The sequence below is a fragment of the Nocardiopsis sp. TNDT3 genome (assembly GCF_003427465.1).
GTDB classification, from domain to species: Bacteria; Actinomycetota; Actinomycetes; order Streptosporangiales; family Streptosporangiaceae; genus Nocardiopsis; species Nocardiopsis dassonvillei.
Genome location: NZ_QPFC01000694.1, coordinates 1 through 4284 on the forward strand (window position 1 = coordinate 1; position 4284 = coordinate 4284).

The 4284-nt window shown below is 72.5% G+C and carries 2 protein-coding genes and 1 pseudogene; all 3 read left to right on the forward strand.

The window, feature by feature from the left end; all coding sequences use genetic code 11:
- Positions 1-350: 350 nt before the first annotated feature.
- The 3 genes and pseudogenes from DQW06_RS17335 to DQW06_RS17345 all read left to right on the forward strand — a co-directional run bounded on the left by DQW06_RS17335 (position 351) and on the right by DQW06_RS17345 (position 4028).
- Entirely contained in the window at positions 351-1967 is a 1617-nt protein-coding gene (locus tag DQW06_RS17335; RefSeq protein WP_117198923.1) for an MFS transporter, read from the forward strand.
- Between the two features lie 27 nt (positions 1968-1994).
- Positions 1995-2426: an Rrf2 family transcriptional regulator gene (locus DQW06_RS17340; RefSeq protein ID WP_013154218.1), complete on the forward strand. Its 432-nt coding sequence runs from the start codon at positions 1995-1997 to the stop codon at positions 2424-2426.
- A gap of 320 nt (positions 2427-2746) precedes the next feature.
- Positions 2747-4028 (forward strand): annotated as a pseudogene (locus tag DQW06_RS17345) (globin domain-containing protein).
- The last annotated feature ends 256 nt before the right edge of the window (positions 4029-4284 follow it).

Consider the following 4284-nt stretch of genomic DNA (forward strand, 5'->3'; position numbering starts at 1 on the left):
CCGCGGGGGACCGGGCGGGTGCGGGAGGAGGCGGGAACCGGCGTACGCGGACGACCGGGCGCGGCCACCGCACGCAAGCATCATCGCATGCCCGCTCCGCGCCTCTCCGCACCGGCTACAACCCGGTCCGACGGTCGGATGTTTCCCGACGGGAACGCTCCCGCCTTCCGCCGGGAGCGGCCCGTGCTCCCCGCCGGAACCGCTCCGCAGGCGGCCGACGTCCTCCCGCCGGAACCGGTCCGAACACGGCCGACACACCGTTCGCGGCCCCCCGAAGCGCGCGGTCGGCGCGGTTCGCGGGTACGGTCCGATCGGCGTGAGTTTCGGTGGGCCCCGGCGGTGGAGGTGGGTTGGTGGACGCGCAGACGGCGTACCGGCGCAGGTGGGGCGGGCTGGCTGTCCTCATCATCTGCCTGCTGGTGATCGTGGCCGACAACACGATCCTCAACGTGGCGCTGCGTGTGCTGTCCGACCCCGAGCGGGGCCTGGGCGCCAGCCAGTCGCAGCTGGCCTGGGCGATCAACTCCTACACTCTGGTCTTCGCGGGCCTGCTGTTCACCTTCGGTGTGCTCGGCGACCGGTGGGGGCGCCGCCGCATGATCGTGGTGGGGCTGACGGTGTTCGGCGCGGCCTCGGCGCTGTCGGCCTACTCCCAGACCCCCGAACAGCTCATCCTGGCCCGCGCGGTCATGGGGTTCGGCGCCTCCATGGTGACGCCGCAGACCCTGTCGATCATCGCGAACGTCTTCCCGCCCGAGCAGCGCGCACGCGCCATCGGGATCTGGGCGGGCGCGGTCGGGCTGGCGATGGCCATCGGACCCTCGGCGGGCGGGCTGCTGCTGGAGAACTTCTGGTGGGGGTCGATCTTCCTCGTCAACGTGCCCTTCGTGGCGCTGGGCCTGGCGCTGGTGTTCTTCCTGATCCCCGAGTCGCGCGACGCCGACCCCGGCAGGCTGGACGTGCTGGGGGTGCTGCTGTCCGTCCCCGGCCTGGTGCTGCTCATCTACGGCATCATCACCGCGGGCGAACGGGCCTCCCTGGCGGACTGGGACGTGTACGGCGCGCTCATCGGCGGTGTGGTGGTGCTGGTGCTCTTCCTGGTGCACGAGTCGCGCGCGCCCAACCCCTCCCTGGACGTGCGCTTCTTCCGCGACCCGCGGTTCAGCGTCTCCGTGGCCACCATCATGGTGCTGTTCTTCAGCATGTCCGGGATCATCTTCTTCCTGAGCTTCTACTGGCAGAGCGTCCGCGAGTTCTCCCCGTTCGTCGCGGGACTGCTGGTGCTGCCCGCCGCGCTGGGGCAGATGATCATGGCGCCGCTCAGCCCGACGCTCGTGCGCTGGGCGGGGCCGCGCGTGGTCGCCGCGGTCGGCGTGCTGGGCGTGTGCTCCAGCTTCCTCTTCTTCACCCAGCTCGAACCGGACACGCCGCTGCCGCTGATCGTCGGGTTCTTCTTCCTCCAGGCCGGTGCGATGGCCGTGGTCCTGACCCCCGCCACCGACGCGATCATGTCGTCGGTGCCGCCGGGCAGGGCCGGAGCCGCCTCCGCCGTGCAGAACACGGTCCGGCAGGTGGCCACGGCGATGGGCGTCGCGATCCTGGGCGCGGTCATCTCCTTCCGGTACCGGGCGGGGATCACCCCCACCCTGGAGGAGGTCGCCGACGAGGGCTCGACGGGTGTGACGGACCAGCGGCTGCGGTCGGCGGGGGAGTCGATCGAGGGCACCCTGGCGCTGGCCCGGAGCCTGGGGGAGCAGGGGAGGGTCCTGGTGGAGCCCGCCAAGGAGGCGTTCATGTCGGGGCTGCACACGGCGGCGACGGTGTCGTTGTGTTTCGGGGTGGTCGGGCTGGTCGTGATCCTGATCTGGATGCCGCGCGAGACCGGGCGCCACCGGCCCCTGGACGCCGAGGGCGACGGCGGCCCCTCCGCGGGGACCGCGCCCGTCCCCGGCCGGGGGGAGCGGTGACCGGGACCGGTCCCCTACGTTGAACACATGCGCCTGACCGCCTTCACCGACGTCTCCCTGCGCCTGGTCATGCGGCTCGCGGTCGCGGACGAGGGAGAACTCCTCACCACCAGGGCCGTCGCCGGGATGCTCTCCGTGCCCTACACGCACATGGCCAAGGCCGTGGCGCGGCTGTCCGACATGGGGCTGGTGGAGGCGCGGCGCGGCCGCAACGGCGGACTGCTCCTGACCGAGAGCGGGCGGCGGGCCTCGGTCGGGTCGATCGTGCGCGAGCTGGAGGGCGCGGGTGAGCTCGCGGGGTGCGAGGACGATCCGCCCTGCCCGTTGCGTGCCGCCTGCCGCCTGCGCGGCGCCCTGCGCGAGGCGCACGAGGCGTTCTACACCTCGCTCGACGGCGTCACCGTGGAGTCCCTGGTGTCCCCGCCCGCGCGTGACGCGCTCACCCTGCTGCGCCCGTAGGGCCCGCGGCGGCGCTCCGTGGTCGTTTGCCCGTGGACGTCCGCCCGTGGTCGCCTGCCCGTGATCGTCCGCTCACGGGCGCACGGCCGGGCTCTGCCGGGGGCGGTTCTCTTCGCCGGACCGGTGGTCCTCCAGGCCGGTAGCCCGGTAGCCCGGAAGTCCGATGGCCCGGAAGTCCTCCAGGCTGCCCGCGCATGACCGTTCCCGCCTGGCCTCTTCGCGCGGGAACCACCCCGGAGGAGGGGGCCGTGAAGGCGGATTTAATATGCATTTCAGATACCAGTTTTCGCTCCGAGGCACCCTCTCCGAAGTGAGGTCGCATGCTCTCCACCGAGTCAGCCGCCACCGTCCGGGCCACGGTCCCCGCCGTGGCCGGAGCCCTGGACACCATCACCGCCCGCTTCTACGACACGATGCTCGGCGAGCGCCCCGAACTCCTCGACGGCCTGTTCAACCGGGGCAACCAGGCCTCGGGCGAACAGCGCAGGGCCCTGGCCGGGTCGATCGCCGCCTTCGCCACCCTCCTCCTGGAGCACCCGGACGAGCGCCCCGACGTCCTCCTCTCCCGCATCGCCCACAAGCACGTCTCCCTCGGGGTCACCGAGGACCAGTACGTCATCGTGCACAAGTACCTCTTCGACGCCATCGCCTCCACTCTCGGGGACGCGGCCACCCCCGCCGTCGTCAGGGCCTGGGACGAGGTCTACTGGCTCATGGCCGGAGCCCTCATCGCCCTGGAGGCCCGCCTGTACGCCGAGCGCGGGCACACCGGGCGCGGGGTCTGGCGCCCCTGGCGGGTCACGCGGCGCCGGCAGGAGACCCCCGACACCGCCTCCCTCACCCTCCAACCCGAGGACGGCGACCCGCTCCCCGCCTTCCTGCCCGGCCAGTACGTCAGCGTTCGCACGCGCATGCCCGACGGGGTTCGCCAGGCCCGCCAGTACTCCCTGACCGGCGGGGACGGCGAGTCCCGCCGTATCACCGTCAAGCGCCTGCGCGCGGTCGGGACCGACCCGGCGGGGGAGGTCTCCACCCTGCTGCACGACACCGTCGTCCCGGGCGACGTCCTCATGGTCTCCACCCCTGCGGGTGACGTGACCCTGTCCGAGGGCGACCACCCCCTCGTGCTGGCCTCGGCCGGAATCGGCTGCACACCGATGGTGGCCATGCTGAACCGGCTCGCCGAACAGGGCAGCGACCGCAGGGTTGTGGTCCTGCACGCCGACCGCAGCCCGGGGGAGCACGCCCACCGTGAGGAGACCGCCGCCCTGGTCGGGGCGCTGCCCGGTGCGAGCGCCCGGACCTGGTACGAGAACGGTGTGGACGGGGGAGACGGCGTGGAGGCTGTCGAAGGCGGAGGCGGAGGCGGCGACGGCGCTGAGGGCGGTGGGTGCGTCGGGGACGTCGAGAGCGTCGGAGGTGCTGTCCGGGGGCTGATGGACCTGGACGGGGTGGACCTGCCCGAGGGCGCTGAGGTCTACCTGTGCGGGCCGCTGCCGTTCATGCGAAATGTGCGTGGCCAGCTTGCTTGCCGCCGGGGTGCCCGCCCGCCGTATCCGCTACGAGGTGTTCGGCCCGGATCTGTGGCTGGGCGAGGACTGAGCGCCTGGGCGTGCTCTGAGGGGGCGGAGTGGAAGGGGAGTGGGCTGTTCCTGCTTCCTTTCGACGCTCAGGCCGCTGGTGGTGGCCGGGGTAGCGGCACCAGCTGCCGCGAAACGGTTCGGTTCGCTGTCAACGCCCGGGGTCGGGAGATGGTTGACCTCTGCTGCGGTGGCAGCGAAGGCGGCGGGTGTCTGGGGCGCCGATCAACGCCCTGGTTGCGGGTGGTGGCCGGTGGTGGCGTCGCCAGCTGCCGCGA

Coding starts and splice junctions, on each gene's coding strand:
- DQW06_RS17340 (WP_013154218.1), top strand. CDS start 1,995: ATGCGCCTGACCGCCTTCACCGACGTCTCCCTGCGCCTGGTCATGCGG.